This window comes from Streptomyces sp. SD15, from assembly GCF_054462255.1.
The window spans coordinates 66,930-91,346 of record NZ_JBTLMO010000018.1 but is presented as its reverse complement, the minus strand read 5'-3'; the positions used below and the strand labels follow the sequence as shown (position 1 = coordinate 91,346).

18 protein-coding genes and 2 pseudogenes are annotated in these 24,417 nt (G+C 68.6%); 9 read left to right on the top strand and 11 right to left on the bottom strand.

Annotated elements, in window-relative coordinates; all coding sequences use genetic code 11:
* Positions 1–81 precede the first annotated feature (81 nt).
* The gene (locus ACX28W_RS19680; RefSeq protein ID WP_459000293.1) at positions 82–393 is read right to left on the bottom strand and encodes a zinc-binding dehydrogenase; all 312 of its coding nucleotides are present in this window, start codon (positions 391–393) and stop codon (positions 82–84) included.
* 126 nt (positions 394–519) lie between these two features.
* On the opposite strand from ACX28W_RS19680, the gene ACX28W_RS19675 reads away from it, so the two are divergent.
* Positions 520–840, top strand: a complete 321-nt coding sequence (locus tag ACX28W_RS19675) for a hypothetical protein (RefSeq protein WP_459000292.1) — start codon at positions 520–522, stop codon at positions 838–840.
* 170 nt (positions 841–1,010) lie between these two features.
* Here the strand turns inward: ACX28W_RS19675 and ACX28W_RS19670 are convergent, their stop codons facing one another.
* Positions 1,011–1,670, bottom strand: a complete 660-nt coding sequence (locus ACX28W_RS19670; protein ID WP_459000291.1) for a YceI family protein — start codon at positions 1,668–1,670, stop codon at positions 1,011–1,013.
* A gap of 857 nt (positions 1,671–2,527) precedes the next feature.
* On the opposite strand from ACX28W_RS19670, the gene ACX28W_RS19665 reads away from it, so the two are divergent.
* The gene (locus ACX28W_RS19665) at positions 2,528–2,656 is read left to right on the top strand and encodes a hypothetical protein (RefSeq protein ID WP_459000290.1); all 129 of its coding nucleotides are present in this window, start codon (positions 2,528–2,530) and stop codon (positions 2,654–2,656) included.
* A gap of 223 nt (positions 2,657–2,879) precedes the next feature.
* Here ACX28W_RS19665 and ACX28W_RS19660 read toward each other — a convergent pair whose 3' ends face one another.
* Positions 2,880–4,052, bottom strand: a complete 1,173-nt coding sequence (locus ACX28W_RS19660; protein ID WP_459000289.1) for an XdhC family protein — start codon at positions 4,050–4,052, stop codon at positions 2,880–2,882.
* Between the two features lie 103 nt (positions 4,053–4,155).
* Positions 4,156–5,705 (bottom strand): annotated as a pseudogene (locus tag ACX28W_RS19655) (xanthine dehydrogenase family protein molybdopterin-binding subunit); the annotation flags it as partial.
* A gap of 255 nt (positions 5,706–5,960) precedes the next feature.
* Here ACX28W_RS19655 and ACX28W_RS19650 point away from each other — a divergent pair.
* The 3 genes from ACX28W_RS19650 (at position 5,961) to ACX28W_RS19640 (ending at position 9,490) form a co-directional block, all read left to right on the top strand.
* Positions 5,961–6,920 (top strand): helix-turn-helix domain-containing protein, encoded by a 960-nt coding sequence (locus ACX28W_RS19650; protein WP_459000288.1) that lies wholly within the window; start codon positions 5,961–5,963, stop codon positions 6,918–6,920.
* Between the two features lie 520 nt (positions 6,921–7,440).
* Positions 7,441–8,796, top strand: a complete 1,356-nt coding sequence (locus tag ACX28W_RS19645; protein ID WP_459000360.1) for an NAD(P)/FAD-dependent oxidoreductase — start codon at positions 7,441–7,443, stop codon at positions 8,794–8,796.
* A gap of 355 nt (positions 8,797–9,151) precedes the next feature.
* Complete coding sequence (locus ACX28W_RS19640; RefSeq protein WP_459000287.1) at positions 9,152–9,490, top strand: hypothetical protein; 339 nt, start codon at positions 9,152–9,154, stop codon at positions 9,488–9,490.
* 750 nt (positions 9,491–10,240) lie between these two features.
* On the opposite strand, the gene ACX28W_RS19635 is transcribed toward ACX28W_RS19640, so the two are convergent.
* From ACX28W_RS19635 to ACX28W_RS19625, 3 genes are all read right to left on the bottom strand, one after another.
* Positions 10,241–12,208 (bottom strand): S9 family peptidase, encoded by a 1,968-nt coding sequence (locus ACX28W_RS19635; protein WP_459000286.1) that lies wholly within the window; start codon positions 12,206–12,208, stop codon positions 10,241–10,243.
* 256 nt (positions 12,209–12,464) lie between these two features.
* A complete protein-coding gene (locus ACX28W_RS19630; protein WP_459000285.1) occupies positions 12,465–13,052 on the bottom strand; it encodes a hypothetical protein in 588 nt (195 codons plus the stop codon).
* A gap of 1,345 nt (positions 13,053–14,397) precedes the next feature.
* The gene (locus ACX28W_RS19625; RefSeq protein ID WP_459000284.1) at positions 14,398–14,829 is read right to left on the bottom strand and encodes a cupin domain-containing protein; all 432 of its coding nucleotides are present in this window, start codon (positions 14,827–14,829) and stop codon (positions 14,398–14,400) included.
* 184 nt (positions 14,830–15,013) lie between these two features.
* On the opposite strand from ACX28W_RS19625, the gene ACX28W_RS19620 reads away from it, so the two are divergent.
* Together ACX28W_RS19620 and ACX28W_RS19615 are read left to right on the top strand one after the other, a co-directional pair.
* Positions 15,014–15,508 carry an MEKHLA domain-containing protein gene (locus tag ACX28W_RS19620; protein ID WP_459000283.1) on the top strand — a complete coding sequence of 165 codons (495 nt, stop codon included), beginning with the start codon at positions 15,014–15,016 and terminating at the stop codon, positions 15,506–15,508.
* A gap of 488 nt (positions 15,509–15,996) precedes the next feature.
* Positions 15,997–16,908: a sigma-70 family RNA polymerase sigma factor family protein gene (locus tag ACX28W_RS19615; protein WP_459000282.1), complete on the top strand. Its 912-nt coding sequence runs from the start codon at positions 15,997–15,999 to the stop codon at positions 16,906–16,908.
* A 298-nt stretch (positions 16,909–17,206) separates the two neighbouring features.
* Here ACX28W_RS19615 and ACX28W_RS19610 read toward each other — a convergent pair whose 3' ends face one another.
* Positions 17,207–18,154 carry an RNA polymerase sigma-70 factor gene (locus ACX28W_RS19610; RefSeq protein ID WP_459000281.1) on the bottom strand — a complete coding sequence of 316 codons (948 nt, stop codon included), beginning with the start codon at positions 18,152–18,154 and terminating at the stop codon, positions 17,207–17,209.
* A gap of 795 nt (positions 18,155–18,949) precedes the next feature.
* On the opposite strand from ACX28W_RS19610, the gene ACX28W_RS19605 reads away from it, so the two are divergent.
* Both ACX28W_RS19605 and ACX28W_RS19600 read left to right on the top strand, forming a co-directional pair.
* Positions 18,950–19,435, top strand: a complete 486-nt coding sequence (locus tag ACX28W_RS19605) for a MarR family winged helix-turn-helix transcriptional regulator (RefSeq protein ID WP_459000280.1) — start codon at positions 18,950–18,952, stop codon at positions 19,433–19,435.
* 443 nt (positions 19,436–19,878) lie between these two features.
* The gene (locus tag ACX28W_RS19600) at positions 19,879–20,544 is read left to right on the top strand and encodes a nitroreductase (RefSeq protein ID WP_459000279.1); all 666 of its coding nucleotides are present in this window, start codon (positions 19,879–19,881) and stop codon (positions 20,542–20,544) included.
* 163 nt (positions 20,545–20,707) lie between these two features.
* Here ACX28W_RS19600 and ACX28W_RS19595 read toward each other — a convergent pair.
* The 3 genes and pseudogenes from ACX28W_RS19595 to ACX28W_RS19585 form a co-directional block, all read right to left on the bottom strand.
* Positions 20,708–20,937, bottom strand: a pseudogene (locus ACX28W_RS19595) (lipase); the annotation flags it as partial.
* Between the two features lie 72 nt (positions 20,938–21,009).
* Positions 21,010–22,515, bottom strand: coding sequence for a cellulose binding domain-containing protein (locus ACX28W_RS19590; protein WP_459000278.1), 1,506 nt, complete (start codon positions 22,513–22,515; stop codon positions 21,010–21,012).
* Between the two features lie 267 nt (positions 22,516–22,782).
* Positions 22,783–24,162 carry a radical SAM protein gene (locus tag ACX28W_RS19585; RefSeq protein WP_459000277.1) on the bottom strand — a complete coding sequence of 460 codons (1,380 nt, stop codon included), beginning with the start codon at positions 24,160–24,162 and terminating at the stop codon, positions 22,783–22,785.
* Between the last annotated feature and the right edge of the window lie 255 nt (positions 24,163–24,417).

Below are 24,417 nucleotides of genomic sequence, written 5' to 3'. Positions count from 1 at the left end.
GGGTCATTCCGACTTTCGCCGGCCGATGGGCGCCCACTGTCGAACGCCTCACCCCTGCGCACGAATTCGTGTCCACGTCCGTCAGTCAGGCACCAGCACGGCCCGCCCCCGGACCTCGCCGCGCCGCAGTCGGCCGACTGCCTCTGTCGCGGCCGACAGCGGGTACGCCTCCGTCTCGACAGGGAGCGCCCCTGAGCGGGCCAGCGCGATGACCTCGGCGAGCTCGGGCCGGGTGCCCCAGAACGGCAGCGAGAGCCGGAAGCCCGGGGGAAGGAAGCCCGGCTTGCGTACCGTCAACTGGCCGCCGCCGCTGCCGACCAGCGCGAGCTCGCCACCCGGACGCAGAACGTCGGTGGCAAGCTCGAGCGTCGCCACGGCGGCTGTCGCGGACACCGGCGAGGTACGGGAACAGCTGCGCCGCTCCGTGGAGGCGCACATCCGCTACCACGCGCGCCACCGCCTGGAAGCCTTCGTCGGCAACCGTGAGATCGGCAGCCTGAACAGCCCGACCAGGACCGGGTGCTCGCCCGCCGCAGCGACTACGAGCGCCGCTTTCGCGAACTGATCGAGCGGGGCACGGCCGAGGGCGCCTTCCGCGTGCAGTCGGCCAGGATCGCGTCGTACTCGATCCTTGACATGGGCATCGGTGTGGCCAGCTGGTTCCGCGAGGGCGGGGAGTTCACCGTGGGCCAACTCGCCTATCAGTACGGCGACATGGCGCTGCGTATCGTGGGCGCGCGGTTTCCGGGCACCACCGCATACGAGGACGGGGGGATCGATACACCTGTGAAGCGGCGCGGCCCGGCCCCGCAAGGCGGCGCGAGGAGCGGATCTCACTGATGCGCGCCACCGACGGACCCCAGGGTGGCCTCCGTCCTCCTGGGGAGCGATGTCACCCAGGCGGCACCCCTTGACTTTGCCTGCTCGACGCCTCGCAGCTGCGCCCTCGCAGACGCGGATGCCCGCGCCACAGCAGCCGGAGCCTTACGGAGCGGCAAAGTAAAGCTCCGTCAGCCGACGGGGACGGTGCGGATGGCGGCGATGTCGAATTGGAGGCGCACTTTCTCACTCACCATGGCGCCGCCCTCGGCCAGTCTGGCGTTGTACGTCAGGCCCCATTCGGAACGATTGATGGTGGTGGTGCCGTCGAAGCCGACCCGCTCATAACCGAACGGGTCGGTGACGTGTCCTATATAGGTGAGCTCCAGGACGACGGGACGGGTGGTGTCCTTGATGGTGAGGTCGCCGGTCATGCGGTAGACGTCGGTGCCCGCGAGTTGCGCGGCGGTGCTGGTGAAACGCATGCGTGGGTAGGTCGCGGCGTCCAGGAAGTCACGGCCGGCCAAGTGGGCGTCGCGTTGTTCCACACCAGTGTTCACGCTGGCGGTGGACAGTATGATCTCGGCCCGCGAGCGAGCGGGGTTGCGGCCGTCGAGGTAGAGCCGGCTCTGGTACTCCGTGAAAGCGCCGCGCACCGTTGTCACCATGGCATGTCGGACGGAGAAGCCGATCCGGCTGTGTGCCGGGTCGATCTCCCACTCTCCGGTCAGCGCCGCCAGGGTGGGATCCGGCAGGCCGGCAGGGGCGAAAGCCGACGGGGCGACGGGGAGTTGTGGAGCGACGGGGGGTTCCGAGAGGCGGAGGGACGCACCGCGGTTGAACAATTTCATGATTCACGTAATTACTGCACGACAGATATTGTCGCAAGCTTTCCTCAAGACCTGCCGAGGCCCGAATCGGTACTGACAGGCTTATACACCACTACCGCATGGCCGATGGCTACACTATCCCCACACGCTCGTCACGGAATCACCCAGAGGCGGGCGGATGAATGCGGATGCGTCCTGGGGGAAATGAGACCCGATCGCTTGGGTCGAACACCGCTAGCGCTACCTACAGGCAGACGGCGCAAAAACCTGCGCGTCGTCCGCGATTATTTCGGCGATCACTTCTGTAAGCAGGCCGTCGGACCGGTTTCCGGTCTCCCAGGGCTGTCGCGTAGGCGAGCTTTTCTTCCCCGCGCGTGACGTAGGAGAAGCCGAGGTGTGCACGAGCCTCGAACCATTCGCTCGGAGGTCAGGCACCCCAGGCAGCGGAGGCGGTGGTCGGTGGGAGAAAAGCCACACGTGTCAGAAAGTCCCTCAGGAGGATGCGCCACACCTACCACTCGTGTCCGCCGTCGAGGAAGGCGGTCTGCACGTGGACACCGGCGGCGTTGAGATCCCGCACCGAGGGGAAGGGCCCTCGGTGAAGCGTCGAGAACCCGGGGCTGATGGGGTCCTGCCACCCCGGTCGAGGGGGCCGACTGCCAGTTCGCGACGGCCGAGCCGCTGTACTCCGCCTTCCCCCGCAGGGTCCGCAGCCTCGAGTTCGACGTCTGCGAGATTGCCCGCGCCACCTATTTCCAGGCGCGGGAGGCCGACGTGCCGGTCACCCTCCTCCCGGTCGTCATGATCGGCGGCACCCACCACTTCCTCACCCGCTTGCCGGACGGCCCCGCGCTCGACCCGAGGTGGCTGGCCGGGACGTGGATCGGCGTGCGCTCCTACAGCCAGATGCCGGCCTGTGGGTGCGGGGCATCCTGCGTGAGGACTACGGCGTCGACGCCTCGGACGTCACCTGGGTTACCACCGAGGAGCCGCACGTCGCGTCCTGAAGTCCGACGGGGACGCGGTGACCGCGCTGTACCGGGCCCTCGCGCAGAGCATCGCCGACACCGCGGCGGGGCACCCGGCCGGGTCGCCGCCGCCGAGAGCACACCAGCGGGCGGCGGCGGCCTGGCGTACTTCAGTCGGCGCTGAGCCCAGTTCGCGAGCGGGTGCCCGGTTCACAGCGAGCGCGGCACACAGCGGCTCCTCTGCCGCTGCGCTGACCCATCGTCAACACCGCTTTCGTGCCGGAACCAGGACGGCTGTTCGTGTGGCCGATGTGACGGCGGCGGGGGCCGGGTGGTGGATGGGGCCGGTGCTGCGGGTCAGGAGTTGCCCGGTGCCGTGGTTGGTGTGGGCGATGATTTCGGCGGTGATGGAGATGGCGGCTTCTTCGGGGGCGTGGGCGCCGAGGTCGAGGCCGATGGGGGAGTGCAGGCGGGCGAGCCGGTCGGCCGTTACGCCGGCCTCGCGCAGGGCGTCCACGCGGTGGTCGTGGGTGCGGCGGGAGCCCATGGCGCCGATGGAGCCGACGGGCATGCTGAGGGCGAGACGGAGCAGGGGGATGTCGAATTTGGGGTCGTGGGTGAGGACGCAGATGGCGGTGCGTGCGTCGACTTCGGTGTGTTCCAGGTAGCGGTGGGGCCAGTCGACAACGACCTCGTCGGCGTGGGGGAAGCGGGTGGGAGTGGCGAAGACGGGGCGGGCGTCGCAGACGGTGACGTAGTAGCCGAGGAAGTGGCCGGTCTGGCTGAGGGCGGCGGCGAAGTCGATGGCGCCGAAGATGAGCATGCGGGGGCGGGGTGCGTGGGTGTGGACGAGGACGGAGAGCCGTTCGGGGCAGGTGTCGGCGTCCCCGCCGACCTCGATACGGGCGGTGCGCCCCGCCCTGAGCAGTGCGCGGGCCTGGGCCGCCACTGCCCGGTCCTCTCGTGCGCCGCCCAGGGTTCCGTCGTACGCGTTGCCGTCGCCGAGCAGGGAGAGGGTGCGGCCGAGGAGGTGTTCGGGGCCGTCGACGATCTGGGCCACTGCAGTGGGCCGTCCCGACACCGCATCTTCCAGGGTCATGGTGAGGTGGGGTTGGGCCGTCGGTTCTACGCGCTGTACGAGGACGTCGATCTCGCCGCCGCAGGTGAGGCCGACGGCGAGGGCGTCGTCGTCGGAGTAGCCGAACCGGGCTCGTGCGGAGGTGCCGTTGTCCGCCAGTACCTGCTGGCACAGTTCGTAGACGGCACCCTCCACGCAGCCGCCGGAGATGCTGCCGACCACCTCGCCGTCGGCGTCGACGGCGAGGGCGGTGCCGGGTGGCAGGGGCGCGCTGCCGCTGACCTGGATGACGGTGGCGAGGGCGAAGGGACGGGCCTCGCGGCACCAGTCGTACAGCGTGTCCGCGATGTTCAGCATGGGCGGTTCTCCGGTGAGGGCGGCATAGGTGGTCGGGCACGGTCGGCCGTCGGACGGTCGGGCGAGCACCTGAGAGCTCGGGCTGGGCGAGCGCCCGCGTGCCTCAGAGCAGGGCTTCGACGGTGATGGGCAGTTCGCGTACGCGGCGTCCGGTGGCGTTGAAGACCGCGTTGGCGATGGCGGGTGCCACGCCGATGTAGACGACCTCGCCGAGGCCCTTCACACCGATGGGGTCGGCCTCCAGGTCCTCGCCGCCGTCGAGGTAGATCCCCCGCAGGTCGGGGATGTCGGCGTTGACGGGGACGAGGTAGTTGGCGAGGTCGGCGTTGACGCTACGGCCGTCGCGGTGGTCGGTGGCCGTGTGCTCCAGCAGGGCCTGGCCGATGCCGCCGACCATCCCGCCGAGGGCCTGGCTGTCGGCGAGCTTGGGGCTGATGATCCGTCCCGCGTCGTAGACGCCGAGCATGCGCCGCACCCGTACGAGGCTCAGGCGGGCGTCGACGGCGACCTCGGCGAACGTCGCGCTGTAGGTGTACATGGAGAACCGGGACTCGCCAGGGGTGAAAGTTCCGAGGACTTCGAGGTGGGTGCGGTTGTTGCGGGCCAGGAGGTGTCGGTAGGTCTCCCCGCGCGCCGGGTTGTCCTTCACATGTAGCCGTCCGGCACGCACAACGATGACGGCGGCGTCGACGCCGTACAGAGGCGAGCGCTCGTCCTCGACGGCCAGCTTGATCGCCTGTTTGCGGACTTGTCACAGCCGTCCTGGACGGCGGAACCGACGTTGGCCATGGTCTGCGAGCCGCCGTGGGGCGGGGTCGGCGGCATGGTGGAGTCGCCGAGCCGGAAGGTCACGTTCCGCATCGTCAGGCCGAGGGCATCGGCGGCGACTTGGGTCTGGGAGGTGTAGGTGCCGGGTCCCATGTCGCTGGTCGCGGCCTCGACCAGGGCGGTGCCGTCGGCGTCCAGCCTGACTCGGGCCTGGGCGGGGCTGCGCAGGACGTCGTAGGTGCCGGCCGCCATGCCGGTGCCGATCAGCCAGTCGCCGTCACGGGTGGAGCGGGGCTTGGGGCTGCGCCGGTGCCAGCCGAACTCGCGGGCGCCGACGGTCAGGCACTCGCGCATCCGCCGGGTGGAGAACGGCAGCCCGTTGGACGGGTCCTCCTCCGGTTCGTTGCGCAGGCGCAGCTCGACCGGGTCGATGCCCAGCTTGTGGGCGAGTTCGTCCATCGCCGACTCGAGGGCGAAGGCGGCGGTGGCGAAGCCGGGGCCGCGCATCCACACCGGTGTGTTCACGTCCAGCGGCACGGTCCGGTAGTCCTGGCGGACGTGGGGCGTGTTGTAGAGCATCTGCCCGGCGTGCTGGACGCCCTCGGTGAAGTTCTCGTAGGTCGAGGTCTCGGCCTTCAAGTTCTGGACCATGGCGGTCACCCGGCCGCTCCGGTCGCTGCCCAGACGCACCTGGTACTTGTACGAAGGCCGGAAGCCGGTCCCGAAGTACAGCTGCCTGCGGGTCAGCATGAGCTTGACCGGGCGGCCCGTCTCGCGGGCGGCGAGGGCCGAGATGGTGATGTGCGGCCAGGCGCGCATCGAGTTGCCGAACGCGCCCCCGACGAACGGAGCGATGACGCGCACCGAGTCGTTCGGGATGCCGAACCGTGAATACGACGGCAGCCTTGGTGCGTCGACGCATTGTTCGTCCTTTTGTTTCGGGGGTTCGCGGCGCCGACGGCGCCGCGGGGAGGGGCTGGAGACGGGAGGCAGTGCGCCGCCGCATCCAGGCCGTTCACACCGCCATCGGCGGTGCACACCCCCTACAGAACCGGCTGGCGCGGGAGCATGGGAGGCCCTGACGAGGGGGTCACTGAGAGGGACCCCCAGCCAGAGGGCAGCGCTCGTAGAGTGGAGGACATGACAGGCAGAAAGGGCCCTTACGGCGCCCACCGCGACATCCGTGGCGATTTCCGCGCGGAGATCCGCGAATTCCTGGGTACACGACGGGCCAGGGTCACCCCCGAGCAGGCCGGACTGCCCCTGTACGGCGGAGACCGCCGGCGGGTCTCCGGCCTGCGCCGTGAGGAGGTCGCCCTCCTCGCGGGCATCTCGAGCGAGTACTACACCCGGCTCGAACGCGGGAACGCCACCGGCGTCTCCGAGAGCGTCATCGACGGCATCGCGCAAGCGCTGCAGCTCGACGAGGCAGAGCGAACCCATCTGCTCGACCTGCTGCGCGGCGCCGGCGCTACCCGTCCGCCGCGCCGCCGACCGGCCCAGCAGCGCGTCCGACCCGCGGTGCAGCGCGTGCTCGACTCGATGGTCGGCACGCCCGCGTTCGTACTCAGCGGACGCCTGGACATCCTGGCCGCCAACCCCCTCGGGCGCGCGCTGTTCTCGCCGCTCTACGCCGCCCCCTTGAGGCCACCCAGCAACGCCCGGTTCGTCTTCCTCCATGCGCATGCGGCTGAGTTCTTCCGTGACTGGGACGAGGTCGCAGGCGACACGGTCGCCATGCTGCGCGCCGAGGCCGGCCGCGATCCCTACGACCGGCGGCTGACGGACCTGATCGGGGAGCTGTCCACCCGCAGCGAGGAGTTCCGACGCCGCTGGGCCGCCCACAACGTCCGGATCCACACCACGGGCATGAAGCGCCTCCACCACCCGGTCGTCGGGGACCTGGACCTGCCGTTCGAGACCTTCCCGCTGGGCGCCGATCCCAGCCAGTTCCTCCTCACTTACACCGCCGAGCCCGCATCGCCTTCACAGGACGCGCTGAACCTGCTGGCCAGTTGGGCGGCGACCACTGACGCAATCGAGCAGTCCGCGTCGACTGACGACTCCGAGTCGGCCGACTCGGCCGAGACGCCCGACTGATCGACGAGCCACAGCGTGACAGCGTGTCGATTCGCGAGCGTCATCAATGTTTCTGTGTTCTTCGGCATCTCGTTCGGACACGAAGACCGCTCGTCCATGGACAACAGCTACCGCCTCGGCAAGGTCCCGGCACAGGAGAACTATTGCCTGCAGGGAAGATCGTTCGGCTGAAGTCCTGCAGAGCCTTTCGCCGCGTAGGTGACCGCCCTTCACCACCACCCCTTCGTGTGCAGCCCTGACCGGTGTTCTCGCCGCGCGGGGCTGCACAGGTTGTCCCGCCGTGAGCCGCCGACGGCCGGTGACATTGCCTACCCGTGCAGCACACCGGCGAGGGCGGGCCCTGGTGACGCTTCAGGAGGCGCACGACCTGCTCAGCGTGTGTGCTCCTGGCGGCCACCCGATTGCGGATGATCCGTGGGCTGAGCGGGCACTCGCACGTGCGGGGCTACGTCGTGATGGCCTGTCACACCAGCCTGCCCCGCCCGGTCTATCTGGTGTCGAACTACAAGCAGAGGGAATCATGCGTGAGATTGTGATTGTCGGTGGCGGCTACGCGGGCTTCTACACCGCATGGGGCCTTGAGAAGACGCTGCGTGCGGGCGAGGCGCGGGTCACGGTCGTCGACCCGCGTCCTTACATGACCTATCAGCCCTTCCTGCCGGAGGTGACGGCTGGATCGGTCGAGGCACGTCACGCCGCCGTGTCGTTGCGGCGGCACCTGCGCGGAACCCGGGTGATCGCGGGGAGCGTGACCGAGATCAGCAATGCAGACCGGACGGTCACCGTGAGGCCTGTGAGCGGAGCCGACTATGAACTCCGTTACGACACTCTCGTGGTCACCGCCGGCGCCGTGACCCGCACTTTCCCCATACCCGGCCTGGCGCAGCAGGCGATCGGCCTGAAGCACGTGGAGGAGGCGGTGGCCATCCGCGACCGGCTGATGACCGCGTTCGACCAGGCAGCGTCACTGCCGTCAGGCGCCGAGCGGCGAAAGCTGCTCACCGTCACGTTCGTGGGCGGCGGGTTCTCCGGCGTCGAGGGCTTCGGTGAACTGCTGTCGCTGGCGACTGCGATGCTCAAGTCCTATCCGGAACTGAGCTTCGACGACCTGTCCTTCCACCTGGTTGAGGCCCGGGGCCGCATCCTGCCCGAGGTGGGCGACAAGCCCGGCGCCTGGGTGGTGCGCTCCCTGGAACGCCGTGGCGCGCACGTCCACCTGAACACGCAGCTCGTCTCCGTCGAAGACGGGCACGTCGTGCTTTCCAGCGGAGAGGAGTTCGATTCGGGGCTGATCGTCTGGACCGCCGGCAACGCCTCCAACCCGGTTGTGCACAACCACACGGATCTGCCGATCGACGAGCGGGGCCTGCTCGTGGTCCGCCCCGATCTTCGCGTGGGCACCGACAGCGAGCCCGTGCCGGATGTGTGGGCGGCCGGAGACGATGCGGCCGTTCCCGACCTGGCTTCGCCCGTACCGGGCGCGCACACGGTGCCGAACGCCCAGCACGCCGTCCGGCAGGGCAAGCGCCTTGCAAAGAACATCGCAGCCGGCCTGCACGGGCGGAGAATCCGAAACTACCGCCACAGCAGTCTGGGAGTGGTGGCGACGCTGGGTCTGGGGCGCGGCATCTTCCAGTACAAGAGCATCGTCATCAAGGGGCTTCCCGCCTGGCTGATGCACCGGGGCTATCACGTCCTGGCCGTGCCCACCTGGGAGCGCAAGGTCCGCGTTCTCACCGTCTGGCTCACCGCCGCCCTGTTCAGCCGGGATCTCGTCTCCCTCGCCTCCGTTCAGCACCCACGGGACGCGTTCGTCACGAGCGGCAATCCGCAGCGCTCCGGCGAGAGCCGGGCGAGCGACGATAAGGCCGCATGAGCATGCCGGAAAGGCTCATGCGGCTGTCTGCGGGCACACTGAGGCACGTGCAGGCGCATGCGCTCCAAGCCGCCCAATCCGGCGGGAACGCCACGGCAACGAGAGCGGGCACCCGCCGGCTCACCGGAGGAGCTCCCGGTGAGAGAGGACAGGTCGTTGATCAAACGATGGAGCATGCTCGATCGGCTCCACCGCCAGATCGAGCCCCGTGTGCAATTCGCTTGAGCAGGCGACGTTGCGCCGGCAGACCCCGCGCAACTCAGTCCGCCGGGATTCGCTGCGTATCCCCGGCATTCGACCCGCCCGGACCCGGCATCGCCGCAACTGGGCTTCTTGTTCCCCTCTGGAGCACACCATGGACGCGAGTGAGGAGGCCGCACGCGGCCTGACCGACATCGAGACATTCCTGTACCGGGAGGCTCATCTGCAAGCAGCACATCGACGCGTAGCCGATTTCACCGCACGAGCGCTGGGGCTGACCCAGGAACAGAAGACGGATATCGAGCGGTGGTATCTCGAAGAGCAGAGATACGTTGCCCACATGGTGACTGAGCACATTGCCGACCGCATCAGCGTGGTGGAAGAGCAACACCACATCCGCTTCGGGCGATGGCTTCGAGGAACGCTGACCGCGATGGTCCTCATCACCGTCGCGACGATCGGCGGCGCTGTGATCATGGGGATGTCGAGCTGAACCCCTGGTGCTGCTCGGTGCACGTCTGTTCCCCGGCTCGCCGGTGACAGAGCGGCCTGTGGAGGATCCCCCTGCTAAAACGATGGGCGCAGTCAGCCTCGCCCCCGCGCCGAGGCGGTTGCCGAGCCGGGCCGCGGACACGATCTCAGGCACCGGCACCGGCACCGGTCCGCAGTCAGTGCCTGGGCGCTGCAGCGCGGCGTCTGCCGCAGATCGACGCCTTCGATGGTGACACGGCCGGCCTGGCGGAGCAGCAATCGCCCCAGGGCCCGCACCCGCGGAAAGGCCCGCTGCACGGGCCGAGTCCGCGGGAGTCACAGCAGACTCGATGCTGCGGGAACCGGGAGATCAAACGACGCGCAGATCACTCAAGACATTGTGAAACTCGCCATAACACTGTTACGGGACCCGCGGGCGAGACGATCATCCCGCACGTAACTCCGTCCCCGTCGCCCGCCTCAACCCGAAGCAATCCATCCCATACAGGTGCAGAACTCCGGGTTCTGGGGCAGCCGGCCGCCCCTCCATCGTCATGAACAGTGTCTTCAGCCCAGGCCCGGAACTGCAAAGCTTTGATAGGCTGATCACAGTGTTCCGGGCGCTGTGCTACACATCCCCCGTGAAGAGTGCCTGGAATGCAACACCTGCGACTAGAGCCCGCAGGTGCGGTTCCCGGGCGTCAGCCAATCCCCCGATGAGTGGCGCCCGGGACCATTGCCCCGCATGCGGCCACCGCAGCGGGGCAGAACTTTAGGACACCGCGAAGCCGAACACCCCGGCGTAGAACCGCAGTTCCTCTTCCAGGCACGCCATCAGGGTCGACTGCCGGCGGAAGCCGTGTCCCTCACCTTCGAAGGTGCGGTACTCATACCGCCCCGGCTGCAGGGAAAGCGCACGCACGAAGGATTCGGCCTGAGAGGGCGGGCAGACCACGTCCTGCGTTCCCTGCAAAAGGAGCAGCGGCACGCCGATGCGGTCTGCGTGACGAATCGGGGACCGGTCACGGTAGAGGTCCGTGCGGTGCTGCGGGCCGATGAGCGAGTCCAGATAGTGCGACTCGAAGTCGTGGGTCCCTCCTGCGGCGAGAGAGAGAAGATCCATCACGGGATAGAAGAGGGTGGCACAGGCGTAGAGATCGCCCGCCGCGACCGAGAGTGCCGCGGTGAACCCTCCGGCGCTGCCGCCGCGGATCGCCACGCGTCCGGCGGCCGCCGTACCTTCGTCGATCAGGGCCTGCGCGACGGCGGCGCAGTCTTCGACGTCCACCACGCCCCACTGCCCGCGCAGCCGTTCACGATAGGCGCGTCCGTATCCGGGTGTGCCCCCGTAGTTGACTTCGGCCACGGCGATGCCTCGGGAGGTGAAGTACGCGATCTCCGGATTGAGCGCGAGGGGAGCTCTGAGACCTGGACCGCCGTGCGCCCAGATCACCAGCGGAGGCACCTCGTTCGGCGGGCCCGTGAAGCCGGGGTTGCGCGGGGAATGCACCTGCGCATGGACCGCTCGGCCTCCAGGGCCGGCGAAGGCACGGGGCACGGGTGCCGGCAGGTATTCGGCGCCCACCGTGAATCTGGGCTCAGGACCCACGACCCGGACTGCCAGCGAAGCCGTGTTCACCTCCACCACCTCGTAGGGGGTGTGACGTCCGGCGGCCACGCCGACGATCCGCTCCTCGGCGGCATCGAGATGGGGCAGCCATTCGTTTGCCGGCCCCGGTACGTCGACGAGTTCCCCGCGATCGGGGTCCAGGACGGCGAGCCGCTGCCCTCCCACTCCGTGCAGGACGGCGAGGCGGCCATCGGACAGCGGCCAGAACCACCGCAGTCCCAAGCGCTGAAGACCGGCGAACTCCTCACTGGCCCGGTACAGCGGCCGTCTGTCACCAGTGTTCGGGTCCACCGCGTAGAGGTTCCACCACCCAGTGCCTTCACAGGCCGCGACCAGAGTGCCGTCCGGCAACCACTCCGCCTGGGCCACCGGATCGCCGGGCCCGCCCGCCAGCGTCCGGACCTGCCGCAGGAACCCGTCGTCGCTCACCTCGGCTATGCGCAGTTCAGCCGCGTCCCAGGGCATGTAAGGGTGATCCCAGCCAAGCCATACGGCACGGCGTCCGTCGGGCGACAACCGCGCCTGGGAGACAAAGCGGTGTGCCGGGGGCGACAGCTCCCGGACGGCCGAGCGGTCCGCGGCCGCCGCCCCGTTCAGGGGCACCGCGGCATGGACCCGCCGGACGTCACCGGCACCCTTGCCGGTGAACTCCTCCAGCACACAGCGGACTTCGCCCCGCTCGAGATCCACCATCGGCTCGGCCCAGCGAAGGCCTGTGCCTACAGGCGACAGGGGGGTCAGCGGATGGGGAGCGCTGGGCAGACCCCGCTCGACCCGGAAGGCGTACAGCCGCTGGTCCCCGCAGTGGACAAAGACCACAAGCGTTCCTGCCCCGGTTTGCGCGGCGGTCCAGGGGCGGCCGCCGTACTCGATGACCCGGCTGCGCACATCCCAAGGGGCCGGCAGCAGTGACTGCGTCACACCGTCCGCGCGCCGGCGGACGAGCGCTGTACGGCCGTCTTCCTCGGGACGCGGTTGCACCCACCAGACCTCGTCGCCGACCATGCCGACGTATGCGGGTGCCGCGATCTGCCCGGCGGCCAGACCTGCCGTGGCGATTCGGCTGCTGATGGGGGAGTGCCATGAGCCGAAGGGAGCCACCGTCCTCACAGCGCCGCCAGTTGGCGAAAGCGCGCAGGACAGCGGGCGATGATGTTCATGGGGCTCCAGCTCGAGGGTTTGCCGGGTTGCAGCGCAGCCCATGGACGCGACTGCTGCCCGCCGCTTTCGCGCAACGACCGAGCCATGCCTCGATGCCATGCGGGCACAAGGTGTGCTTCACCTTCCTCTGCCCCACATGCTGCACCGGGGCAGAGGAAACCGCCCGCCGTTGCACCGCGACGCTGTGCCGGCCAAGGGGGTACGCCTAGGAACGCCTGGCGCGGTAGAGGCCCCGGCCGCTTCGCTGGACACGGGAGGTACCGACAAGACGGTCGAGGGTGCTGCGGACTCCGTTGATGCTTCCGCTGTCGGTGTCACGGCCGAGAGCCGCGGCAACATCACGGGCCCGCACGTCGACATCGCCGACGCCGGCGAAGTACTCCATGATCTGCTCGGTGAGCTTGCCGTATTTCTTCTGCCCGTCCATGTCGGTGCCGGCGGCGGCACGTTCTGCGTTCTCGCCGCTCTTCGGCTTCTGAGCCCGCAGCGCGGACTTCGCTGGGACGTCCGCAGACTCGGAAGAAGCACTGTCTGTCTGCGGTGCCACGGGCGCCGCAGCCTGGCCCCGCTCCACGGTTGCAGCATCGGCCATGCCCGCCGAGGCCGCAGAGACCGGGTTGAGCATCAGGGTCTCGAGGGCACTGAGAGCCCGCTGCACCGAGCCGAGATGCGCCACGACCGCAGCCAGTTCCCTTTCCAGCGCCTGCTTCTGGACCTGCAGACGAGCCAGGTCTTCTTGAAGGCCCTCGGCGGTGATCTCAATGTTATGCGCCGTGCGGGTTACAGAGACCATGTGTTCCTCTCATCCTCAACCCTTCATGCCACGCCCCGGCTCACCTACGGTGCCGCTCGATCCGGACGCGGGAACGGGTGCCCTCCGACATCATATGCAGTGGCCCATTCGGGATGTAGATGCACCAGACGGACCCCCATGGCTTCGGCAAGAGACGGACCTCACTGATGGCGAAGCACGAAACAGGGCAGGTCACCGTGGTGTCGGAAGGCTGCCCTGGAGGCGGCGGGAACGGCCGATCCACCGGGAATCCTGGGGATGGTCCGGCACGTGTTCATCAGTAACGTACCAATTATTGCCACTGTTCGCGGCAGACGCAATGGGTATGTAGGCACTCGCTGTCAGCAACCGACGGTTCTCTGCCCGCCGTCCTGGTAGCGAGACCCGACAAAACCGGTGGGCGAACCACGCCGCCCACCGCTGTCGTCGGGCCGGGTCCTGCTGCCGGTCGGCACTTCCCCTTACGGCCAGCAGGGCAGGGAGCCTTCCGCCCTCTCCTGGCACGCGTCGTCCGTGAGACCGTCGGCATCCTGCCGGCCGGCTGATGTGCGGTGATTCTTACTGTCTGAGGCCTGGGCAGAGGCGGAGGGTGCGCGTTGCAGCAGGTGCAGCGCGTCGGAGACTGCCTTGATGCGTGCGTCGACAGTGTCAATTGCCTCCTGCAGCATGCGGAGACGGGCCTCGAGCAGGGCGGCCTCGGTTGCCAGAGACACACTGGCGGCGGCCGGGTCGGAGGGCTGGTCAGGGTCTCGTCGTGGCATCATGCGTCTTTCTGCGGCTCAAGCCGGGAGTCGTACGAAACCGGAGTGGGTGCCAATGGGCACAAGAGCACCGTGCGGCTCAGCCGTTCTCTGCCGGGAACGGCCTGCGACCGACACCGCGACCAAGCCGCGCGCCACCGCATCAGGACACTCCGCGGTGCGGGAGCGTGCACGAGCGCCGGACGGGACACACAGGCGGCGGCCTTCGGACGGCCATGGGCGACGGCTGGGGCAGGGAGATGCGGATGCCCTGAGGCCGGCCCGGCCGGCCGGGGAAAGCATGGGCAGTTGTCCCGCGGATGCGTCGTTGGTCCCTGGATCCCGAGGCCATACGTGCTCCCTTCCTCGCTGCGAGGGCCTGTGCGAGCGGCGCGCAAGCCACCACCCGCATTGACCGAACAGCCGCCGGAGGTGTGACAACCCCGCAGCGGATGCAGCGCCCCGTACGGGCCTGGCGCGGCCGACGAACGCCCTCGCTCGCAGCGCGAGGCATCCGGCGGCCGCGGCGCTCCGGGCCCGGGGGAGCCGGTGTTGATCAGCGACGCGCCGTGGGCGCAGCGCACCGGCACCGCCCCGAAGAACGGCTACTCGAAGTCACAGCCCGGGTTGGGGGCGTCGCGGGAGAAGGGTGCGCCGTGCGGCAGGACGTAGAGAACCTCCAGCACGACGTCCGTGGCGCCGCGGTTCTGGCCGAGGTGCACGCGGTCGGCACCGGAGGGCTCCTGCAGGAAACTGCCCTGGGGGTACACCCCGTCGGCAGCGCACGTGGAATCGAAGTGGCTGAGGATCCCCTGCTTGACATGGGCATACAGAGTGCCGTCGTGAAAGTGCCAGCCGGTCGCCTGACCCGGCGGAATGGTGACCTCCCGCAGAATGTAGTCGTTCCCGCCGATGGTGTACTGGGCGATGACCTTGCCGGTCACGCCGGGACCCCCCGGGGTGGCGTACGCGACCCCGGGAAGGGACAGGCCGGCGAGCAGAGCGCCAACGGCTCCTATACGGGACAGAGTGTGCATACTCGTTCCATCTCATGGTGAATGAGGTGATGACCGGGCCGGGCCCGTGCCGATCGCCGCCCGCTCCATGACGTCACACGGTTGCTTTCCGGAGCTGAGCGGCCAGCCCGCGCCACACCTTAGGCCACGACCGCACACATGGTTGAATTGTTCACCAGGTGGTCAACGAGGACGCGTAAGCCCCATGGCCGACAGCTTCTTGGACACCGTTCCCGCTGCAGGCGGCGCTGCCTTCGCCGAACTGCTGCTGAGCAGTCATCTGGCCCTTACCTGCCGCCCCTTGTGCTCACCGCGCTGGGTATCGCTGCACGAAGCGGCGCACTGGCTCTACACCGACGCGCCCTTTGGACTGCTGGCCCACGGCACGGGCCCCGACCCGACATTCTTCTACGCCAACCGCACAGCCCAGCAGTGCTTCGGCTACCCGTGGGAAGAGTTCACCGACATGCCGTCCCGGCTGTCTGCCTCATCCCACCGCCAGGACGACCGAGACGCCTTCGTCCGCTCCGTGCACGAACACGGCTTCGCCGACGGCTACACCGGGCTGCGCAGGACCAAGAGCGGCGAAGAATTCTGGATCAAGGACGTGACGATGTGGGACCTCCTCGTTCTCGGGGGAACCAGCCGAGGGCAGGCCGCCGTCTTCCGTGACTGGTCCCCGCCCGTGCAGCCAAGATGACCGACGGGCGGTGAACGCCCGGCCGCCACACGGGTGTTGGCACTGCTCAACAGGACGACAGCGGCGCTCTGCGGTCCGACCGGCGAGACGCGGTCGTGTCACAACATCTGCCGGTGTCCGGTCTAGCTGACGAGCCAACAGAAAAAGAGGGTGCTGTGCGCGAAAATCTTGCGTTGCCGAACACTCCCGCCAAACAGGGCCGGGGAGTTGTGCCGTGCAGGTACACGACCGGATCACCCTTCGGCGCAGCCGTAGACATGGGGTGACGGTTTGAAGGGTGGTGATGTGCACGTGGCGGCCCGCAGGCTCGAGACCCAAAGCTGACAGTGGGGAACTGTTACGACGTCTCCTCACACCGGACGGGTCGCTGAATTACATGCGTAGGGCCAAAGAGGGAACACTGATGTCCCACCGTGCACGGACCTGTTACCTGGATGACTGCCGCGGCGGCCGCGTTGTCGGGTGCCGTGCGAGAGGGAGGATGCCGTATGGACCATGCTGACGCGGTGCCGATCGCGGAGTTGCTTGACGAGCGTCGGTATCTGCTGGATGTCGCCTACTGGATGCTGGGCAGCCCCGGTGAGGCGGAGCACGTTGTCGATTTGACCTACCGTCAGTGGTACGCGCTGTCCGACGCGGCGCGCCGGCAGATCACGGTGCCCCGGTCCTGGCTTGCGAAGACCGTGGGCGGGATCTGTCTGGGCCACCTCGCCCTGCCCGACCGGGCTGATGACGCCCGCTACGCAGCAAGGGCCGCTGAGGGGCAGGAGGCTGAACGTCCTGCTGTCAGGCTGGGGGAGGAGGTCAGCCGGGTTCTGCTGAACGCTCTGGACTCTCTGCCGCCGGCCGAGCGGGCGGCGTTCGTGCTCAAGAACGTCGGGTTGCCCCCGGATACGGTCGCCGACATCGTGGGACGCACCGAGCCGCAGTGCGCCGAACTCGCCGACCGGGCACGCCACTACCTTCGCGTGCAGCGCTCACGCCCCACGACACCGCAACAGCACGACGCCCTCGCCCGCGCCGTCCGCCAGGCCTGCGTCACCGAGGACGCCGACCGGCTCGCGTCGCTGCTCTGCCCGGACGCCACGGCGTTCTTCGACGGCGGCGGCAAGGTGAGGGCACTGAGCACGCCCGTCCACGGCAGCCGACAGGTCGCCCACGCCCTGCTCACACTCCTCGCCCACCGCCCGCGCACCACACTGACCACCCACTCCGTCAACGGCCGCACCGGCCTCGTCGCCCGCTACGGCCACCAGGTCGCCGCCGTCATCAGCCTCGACATCGCCGACCACCACATCGCACAAGTCTGGGTCGTACTCAACCCCGACAAACTGCACTCCTGGAACCAGCCACCCACCCCCACCCCCGACGGCGCCAGCTCGCACCAGAGCCCCTCATAGCAGGGTGCCTGCTGGTCCTGATCGCACCTGAGGGGTGCAGTTACGGTCCATGCGGTAGGGACTGCTTGGCGTCGCCGGGCGAGCCTTGCTGTGGGAAGTGCCGCTCGCCGCTCGCGCCCTGCCGGTTCGGTCGGCGGCAGCGCTCGTGCAGAAGCGCCGCACGCGGTCGCTCCCCCTGCGCGGGTACTCCCGCTGGGTGCAGGCGGGGGGACCGGAGTGAACGGGCTCGTCAGCCGGACAGGGTGTTCCGTGGGAAAGCGCCGTTGGGTGCCTTCCTTGTTCTCCCCGGGTCTCTTCGTCACACTGCCGGGGTCACAGCACTTCCGGCGGAGCCGAGAACCGCTGCGGAGCGAGAGCACGAATCAAGGAACGCGGCGATCTTGCTCGGGTTGAACACCCACATCACCTTGTAGATGCCTTCCTCCGAGGCGGCTATCGTCATGAACGTGGTGGGCTCGCCATCTCGGTAAATCATCACACCCGAACGGCCGTTGGCGTCGACCAGCCTGGGTTCCACGCCGGGCCAGAACCGCCGATTGGCGGTCGCCAGGTTGGCCACGCGTGCACGGCCCAGCACAGGTATACGAGCGGCACCCCGGATACCGTTGCCGTCGGACAGACTGACGGCATCGGGGGCGAGAAGGGCTTCCAGCGAAGCCACATCCCCCGTCTGAGCCGCTGAGACGAAGGCGTTCAGAAGGCGTCGGTGCTCCGCCGTGTCCACGCTCTCCCGCTGCTCGTCCGACAGATGCTTGCGAGCACGGCTCACGATCTTCCGCACGTTGACGAGGCTGAGTTGAAGGATCTCAGCGATCTCGGGATAGCCGTAATCGAACGCCTCACGCAGTACGTATGCGGCTCGCTCGGTGGGGCTCAGCTTCTCCAACACCAGCAGCAGAGCCAGCTCCAGGGCCTCCGCACGCTGCGCGCCCACCTCCGGGTCCGAGCTCGTGTCGATGGGCTCGGGCAGCCACGGTCCGATGTAGGTTTCCCTGCGCACCCGCGCAGATTGCGCGACGTTGATGGCCAAGCGGGTCGTCGTACTCGAGAGGAAGGCCACCGGGCTGACCACCACGGAGCGGTCGGTCTTCTGCCAGCGCAGCCACACTTCCTGGACCACGTCTTCAGCCTCGACCGCGCTGCCGAGCATGCGGTAGGCGATTCCGAAGAGACGTGGCCGGTGCTGCACAAAGACAGCAACGGCCTCTTCAAGGGTACTTGTCGTGGGGGACGGCTCTGGATGCATGATTCTGCGGTCTCCGTTCCTCCGGTTGCGGCTGTCTACGGGCGGGCCCACGCGGCGACCGCGTGGTCACGGACGGCTCCGACAACCGAACCCAGGACACGCTCCTGGAGGCCACGGTGTTGCCGGGCCTTACGCGCTGCATGGCTTGCTCGGGTGCTGCAGGGACTGCGGTCACTGAAAGTCACGACTGCTCCAATCGCCTCTGTTGCATTAGACCGGGATCGGTCTGTTCCTGTGACAGCGCTGGGGCGGCGCGGTGCCGCCGGCCGTCGCCACGACGGCAGGCATCAGGCAGACACACAGTGTTTCCGCGGGCTCACGGCCCGACCATCGGATCAAATCCACCCTGAGCAAAAGGTTCATACGGGTAGCAGTTCGCGCATAGTTCTTAGCCAAAGACCATGGAGTCGCTCCCAGCGATGCACATTAAAGCATTGACACGTTGTCGATTGACAGGTGGGCCGTTCTGCGTCCAGCGAGGCCTGGACGCGCCGCGCAGCGGCGTTTCACGCCACCGGGCAGGAGTCGCACCCTGAGGACCGACCGCATCGTGACGATGCGTGTCACCGCTGCGAGCCCGTAACACGGTCTGATCAGACCGTGGCTTCCCGGCTGCCGCAACGTTGTGGCGCAACCGCATCGGGGCTCCTCGTTAGTACTGCAACCGCATCTGGGGTGTGTGGCCTCGGCGTTGATGGTGGCAGCGGTGGTGTGACGACGCTCGGCGAAGGCCGAGCCGGATTTAGTTTCAGACGATACCGTATCAAATGAATGTTTGGCTGGTAACGTGCGTTCATGCCTGCCGAGATCCCTCACGGAACCATCACCCCGCGCGCGACCGACCGCCCCGGGGATGCCTCGCCTTTCGCTCTCGGCCTGCTGCTGCGCCGGGCGCACTGGCGCGCGGCCACGGTGACGGCGGAGGCGCTTCGGCCGCTCGGCATCGAGTGCCGGCACTTTGCCGTGCTGATCGTGCTGGTCGACCGCGGGCCCACGGTGCAGCGGGACCTGGCGGCGGCGACGGGGTCGGACAAGGCGGGAATCATGCGGGTCGTGGACGACCTGGAACGTAAGGGGTTGGCCGTGCGCAAGACCGTTCCGGAGGACCGGCGGGTGCGGGCAGTGGAGATCACGCCTCAGGGCATCGAGCTTTTCGACAGAGCCCATGCGTCGGCGGATCTGCCGGCTGAGCGTCTGGCCTCCGAACTGGGGCCCGGCGAGCCCGAGCAGCTGACGGATCTGCTGACCCGGTTCACCTATCCCGCAGGCGGCGAGGCGTAAGCGCGCCCGCGCGACGGTTGCCTGCCGCGTGGGCGCGCTGCGACTCATGCGGCTTTCGCGGCATACCCGGCCTTGAGAGCTGCGGCCATCGTCGCTACGCGCCGGTCCTGCCTTCGGGCGGCGGTCAGGGCTTCGTCGCCGCCGGGGATCCAGCCGTCCTCGCTGAGGTAGCCGACGACGCGTCCGCTACTGCTCCGCTGCGGAAACAATTTTCGCGCCGGTCGACGAGGTACGCGAAGGCGTCGCCGAGGCCTGCGCCGGGGCCGGGGCTGAGGTTCGCCTGCGGCACGTCCAGGAGACCGCGCCTGTCCAAGTGCTCACCCGTGACAACGCGACGCGACCTTCCTCACGATGCGCGGGCTCATACACCCGAATAGTATTGACTGATACCGTCGCAAGTGCAACGGAAGTAGACGCGTTGAGCAGATGGGAGTTAGGCGATCATGGACGTCTATGAGGCGGTCACGAGCCGACGGGCGGTGCGCGGATTCACCGACCGGCGTATCCCGAGGGAGACGCTGGAGCGGGTACTGTCCGCCGCGGCCTGGTCGCCGTCCGCATCGAACCTCCAGCCGTGGCACGCCTACGTGCTGACCGGCGCACCGCTGGCCGAGCTCAAGAAACTCGCCGGCGAGCGCGTGGCCTCAGGTGACCCCTGGGACGAGCCGGAGTACGAGCAGTACCCGCCCGCCCTGAAGTCCCCCTACCGCGAACGCCGATCCGCCTTCGGCGAGCAGCGCTACGGCGCACTCGGTATACCGCGCGAGGACATAGAGGCACGCCAGAGAGCCGCTTCCGCGAACTGGGACTGCTTCGGCGCACCCGCCGCATTGTTCTGCTACATCGACCGCGACCTGGGCCCGGCCCAGTGGTCCGACGTCGGCATGTATCTGCAGACCGTCATGCTGCTGCTCCGCGCCGAAGGGCTGCACAGTTGCGCACAGATGGCATGGGCGAAGTATCACAAGACCGTCGCGGAGGTCCTGTCACCCCCGGACGAGCTGCTCCTCTTCTGCGGCATGTCCATCGGGTTCGAGGACGTCACGGTGGGTTACAGCCGTACGGGCCGGGCGCCGCTCGCCGAGACGGTCACGTTCGTCGAGGGTTAGGGCCTGTCCGGCGGATCATGCCGGAGACGCGGGTTCTGGCACGCCGATCTGCGGCGTTGTCGTCGGTTGCCGACTCCCCCAAGTTCTCGGCTTCGCTCGAACAGGGGGGACCCCCATCGCGTCGATGCCCTGCTCAGGCGCACTCGAAGGCGAACGGGCTGCCTGTGCGGAAGACCAGCCGCACGCCCGAGGGCTGGGCCTCCGCCATGGCCGGCTGCCCGTCGGCGCACTGTGCGCGGGCCCGGGCGGGCAGCCGGTGCGGCAGCCCCCGTGCTCGGTGCGCTCCAGGTCGAGCGCACCGCGCAGGAGGCCCGCCGTGACGGGCGTGGTGATCCAGTCCGTCGGCCGGGGGTCGGCGGCGGAGCCGGGGACGTCGTCGTGCTGATCGCTCATGGTTCTCAGCCCGTCAAGCCGATTCCTGATCCGCACATGATTTTCCGGCCCGGCACCGTCCGCACGGTCACGTCATCCGCTCTTGCAACTGGCGCTGTTCAGCGTGAAGTTGCGCGGAGACGAGTTGGAGCCCTGCCATGAGGCGAGGAAGCCGAAGGCGAACGTGCCCTTCGCGGCGACGGCCTTGTTGTAGTCGGCGGCGGTGGCCGTGACGTCGGCTTCGTCCTGGGCGAAGGTGCCGTCCCACATCTGGCCGACCCGCTGGCCGTCCGTGAAGGTCCAGCCGAGGCGCCAGGTGTCGAGGGCCTTGGTGGAGGTGACGGTGACGTTGGCCTGGAAGCCGTCCGGCCACTCGTTGACGATCTCGTACTTCACCTGACAGACCGCCGACCCGCTCTCCGCGCCCTTCCCCGGCTCACCCGACTCACCCGGCTCACCCGGCTCATCCGACTCACCCGACTCACTTGTCTTGTCGGCGGGTGACGAGGACTCGCCCTGGGCTTCCGGATCGGAGCTCACCTCCGGCCGTGACGTCGAGTCCGCGGTCTGGGTCGACCCCGCCACACCCGACGGGAAAATGACTCCCGGGTCCACCACGGGCAGCGGGTCCGCGGATTCGCCGCCCGCGGTGGCGCCCCCGTCCTTCGCCCCGAAGGGCATCAGCGAGACCGTCAGCGCCAGCGCGGACACGATGACCGCCGCGACCAGGATCCCGGTCCGGCCGATCCGGGGCCGGACCACCCTGCCCTCGGCCAGGCCCGTGTCCAGGGTCGCGTCCGTACGTCCGCCGGCCAGCCCCGCCTCGGCGGCCCGGCGGCGCCGCTCCAGGTACGCGAGGCCGCCCCAGCCGATCACGCCACCCGAGAGCGCCGCCGGCAGTCCGCCGCCGTGCAGCCGCAGACACGCGGCAGCCTCCGCGCACTGCACGCACCGGGCGAGATGCCGCGAGAGGTCCTCGGGTGTCTCGGCGCCGGGCGAGCGGGTGACCGCGTCGAGGAGCCGCGCGTAGCTGCGGCAGTTGGCATCCATCGGCGTGTCGAGGTGGTTGCGGTGGCAGCGGTCCCGGAACAGCGCCCGCACCTGGGCGAGTTCCGCGGACGTGGCCGCCGGATCGAGGCCGAGCCGTCGGGCCACCGCGGGCAGTGGCAGGGACTCGACCTCGGCGAGCCACAGCAGCGCCGCGTCGGGCTCCTGCATGTCCCGCAGGCCGCGCAGCGCGAGCGGGCGGTTCAGCGGCGGCCCGGTGTAACGCTCGGCCTTGTCGGAGTTGAGCCACAGCCGCAGGTCCGGGTCGAGCCGATGGCCCTGCCCGTGTGTCTCCCAGGCGGCGGCCGCGGTCCGAACCGAGGTCAGCAGCAGGGGTATCCGGGGCAGCCGCAGCATCCTGCGCCCCGTACTCTTCTCTCCGGATGTGGCCGCGCGCGCCTCTTGGATGCCGTGCGTGAACGCCTCGGTCGCCAGCTGCGTCGCCGCGGCCGAACCGGACGTGCAGAGATCTGCGTAGGACAGGACCGCGTCCCAACACTCCGAGAGCAGTGCGGCCTCGGCGGCGTTCTGGGGGGTCGGCAGGTCAGGCATGGGGGGCTCCTGCATCAACTGCTTCCATGTGCAACGTCAAGCAATGTCAATGTCAACTCGCCTTTGGAACAAGGGAGTTGAGTGCCGTCTCAACGACGGAGGCCCGAGCTTTTCACGGTTCTTACACAACTGACAAGCGAGCTATTCAAATGATGCGGTAAGCGGTTGCGCCATCGTGCCTCCGCCCGGCTCCGGGCGCCCCTCATGCTGTACGTACGCGACGCCGAGAAGTATCGATCGCCGCCGACCTTTACGCGACCTTCGCTTCTACGGGCGGGACGGCTCGTCCGCGGACTCCCGTGCCGGGAGACTGTCCATGAAGGAGCTCACGGAGAAGACCGCTCGGCCCGGTCCGGGCGGACCGTATCCGGGCGGCGAGGAGAGCCCGAAGTCCTCCATGGTGGACCGGTAGGCCTCCAGCAGCCGGATGTGGTACTCCAGCGGCGCACCCTGCGGGTTGGCCTTGCCGAGCGGGGTCGTCGGCTCCGGGCACCAGGTGGTGAAGCGGGGCGTGATGCCGTGCGACATGAAGAAGCGCAGCCCCTCGGTGGTGGAGGCGATGGCCTCGTCGACCGTGGTGAAGCCGAAGGGCTCGGCCATCTCCACGCCCGCCACGAAGTTCGGGATGACATTGCGGGCGCCGAAGATCTCCGCCGAGTCGAGGATGCGCTTGTGCCACTCGTCGCGGCCGACGTAGCGCTCCTTGCCGGGGCAGTACAGCTCGAAGAGCCGGCGGTCCCACACTTCAAAGTTGGGGTGGTAGATCTGCACGCCGTAGTCCTTGAACCGCTGCACGTCGTCCCGCGGCAGCGCCTGTGCGACGACCTTCCCGATCCACCGCCCGGGGAAGCGCTCCTCGATGGCCTTGGCGTAGTGCCCGTAGAAGTCGGCCTCGTCGCGCCCGGCGACCGTCTTGGTGATCGCGCCGCCGGTGAGGGTGTAGGCGGTGGACGACTTGGCGGTGTCGTACCGGTCGATGATCTCCAGCGCTTCGAGGACCTCGTCGACGTCCTTCACACCGGTGTACGGACGGCCCGCCGCCTTGTGCTGGCGCCAGTTGTGGTTGATGTCGCAGTACTGGCACTCCTCCTTGGCCCCGAAGTACTGGCAGACGCGGAAGACGGTGAGGTAGATGAGGTACCCCCATTGAATGGTCGGGGCCACCTCCATCACGGACTTCCCGTTGGAGAGGGTGTGCCGGTAGTACTCGGGCATCGGGGGCACGCCGACGTCGGAGATCCGCTTCCCGTCGAGATAGAGCCCGAGCATCCCGTCCTCGTCGGCGGCCACCCGGTACGGCGACGCCGGATTGACCCGCACGGACACCACGGTCCGCCGTAGGTCGTACGGGCCGCCCGTGAGGATGATCTCCTCGGGCGGGCGCCTCAGGGCCGCCTCGCCCAGCTCGGGCAGGGTGCCGTGGTCGAAGGAGAAGATGAAGTACGACTTCGGCTTGACGTCACCGTTCTCGTTGTCGCTCAGCGCCGATGCGTCGAAGGCCACACCGCCGCGGAGCAGGTCCTCCTTGAAAACCGCTTCTCGCGGCACATGCGGGAACCGCTCCATCAAATCCTCGACCAGCGCGGTGCGGCTGCCGCCCATCCCGATCTCCTCGCTCCCGACTCGTCCCTGCTCGCCCCGTTTCATCGCGGGCTTTCAGGCTCCTTGTTCGACTCCTCACGGTATGCCTCTGCCTGCGCGTCAGCTGTGCCGGGGCCCCACGCGCCGCGCCTTGGGGCCCACATCCGCGCCCGCCACGGGCGTCGCTCCAGAGTCCCGCCCATGACCACGACACCGGTACGTCTCCCTCACACGGACCACCCCGGCACGGCCCCCACCCTCCTCCTCGTCCATGGCTGGGGTGGCAGCGGCGGGGACTGGGATCCCACGCTCCCCTACTGG

Coding starts and splice junctions, on each gene's coding strand:
- ACX28W_RS19660 (WP_459000289.1), bottom strand. CDS start 4,052: ATGCTGAACATCGCGGACACGCTGTACGACTGGTGCCGCGAGGCCCGT.
- ACX28W_RS19670 (WP_459000291.1), bottom strand. CDS start 1,670: ATGAAATTGTTCAACCGCGGTGCGTCCCTCCGCCTCTCGGAACCCCCC.
- ACX28W_RS19590 (WP_459000278.1), bottom strand. CDS start 22,515: ATGCCTGACCTGCCGACCCCCCAGAACGCCGCCGAGGCCGCACTGCTC.
- ACX28W_RS19630 (WP_459000285.1), bottom strand. CDS start 13,052: ATGGTCTCTGTAACCCGCACGGCGCATAACATTGAGATCACCGCCGAG.
- ACX28W_RS19600 (WP_459000279.1), top strand. CDS start 19,879: ATGGACGTCTATGAGGCGGTCACGAGCCGACGGGCGGTGCGCGGATTC.
- ACX28W_RS19605 (WP_459000280.1), top strand. CDS start 18,950: ATGCCTGCCGAGATCCCTCACGGAACCATCACCCCGCGCGCGACCGAC.
- ACX28W_RS19625 (WP_459000284.1), bottom strand. CDS start 14,829: ATGCACACTCTGTCCCGTATAGGAGCCGTTGGCGCTCTGCTCGCCGGC.
- ACX28W_RS19585 (WP_459000277.1), bottom strand. CDS start 24,162: ATGAAACGGGGCGAGCAGGGACGAGTCGGGAGCGAGGAGATCGGGATG.
- ACX28W_RS19610 (WP_459000281.1), bottom strand. CDS start 18,154: ATGCATCCAGAGCCGTCCCCCACGACAAGTACCCTTGAAGAGGCCGTT.
- ACX28W_RS19645 (WP_459000360.1), top strand. CDS start 7,441: ATGCGTGAGATTGTGATTGTCGGTGGCGGCTACGCGGGCTTCTACACC.
- ACX28W_RS19650 (WP_459000288.1), top strand. CDS start 5,961: ATGACAGGCAGAAAGGGCCCTTACGGCGCCCACCGCGACATCCGTGGC.
- ACX28W_RS19615 (WP_459000282.1), top strand. CDS start 15,997: ATGGACCATGCTGACGCGGTGCCGATCGCGGAGTTGCTTGACGAGCGT.
- ACX28W_RS19640 (WP_459000287.1), top strand. CDS start 9,152: ATGGACGCGAGTGAGGAGGCCGCACGCGGCCTGACCGACATCGAGACA.
- ACX28W_RS19620 (WP_459000283.1), top strand. CDS start 15,014: ATGGCCGACAGCTTCTTGGACACCGTTCCCGCTGCAGGCGGCGCTGCC.